This is a genomic window from Streptomyces sp. BE20 (assembly GCF_036322525.1).
Taxonomy (GTDB): Bacteria; Actinomycetota; Actinomycetes; order Streptomycetales; family Streptomycetaceae; genus Kitasatospora.
Map to the genome: position 1 here is coordinate 1 of NZ_JAQYWW010000040.1, position 362 is coordinate 362.

The window sequence follows — 362 nt, forward strand, 5'->3', positions numbered from 1 at the left end:
AGCACCACGGCCACCTCGGCCCGCACCAGGTCCAGCACCGCCCGGTGCCGCTCCACCGCCGACAGGCCGGCGAGCCGTGCGGCCAGCCCGGTCTCCTCCGGCACAGGACCTCCCGTCAAGGCGGGGGCCAGCCTGGCGAACAGCGGCCGCTCGCGAACGGCCGTGAACAGCGGCAGGAAGTCCGCCCAGCGGACGTCCGCGACGGTGACGGCCGCCTCGCCCGAGCCGACGGCCGACGCGAGCGCTGCCAGCGCCCGGGCGGGTTCCATCGGGCTCAGTCCCCGGCGGAGCAACTGCGCGGCCGTCTCGTCGTCAGCCGCCATGCCCACCCGGGCCCACGGGCCACACGCGACGGCGGTACC

Annotated in this window: 1 protein-coding gene; it reads right to left on the bottom strand. The window is 77.3% G+C overall.

What is annotated here, in order from left to right; translation table 11 throughout:
* On the bottom strand, positions 1–323 hold a 323-nt coding region (locus PUR61_RS00155), incomplete at its 3' end, for a hypothetical protein (protein ID WP_329874343.1).
* Positions 324–362: the final 39 nt, after the last annotated feature.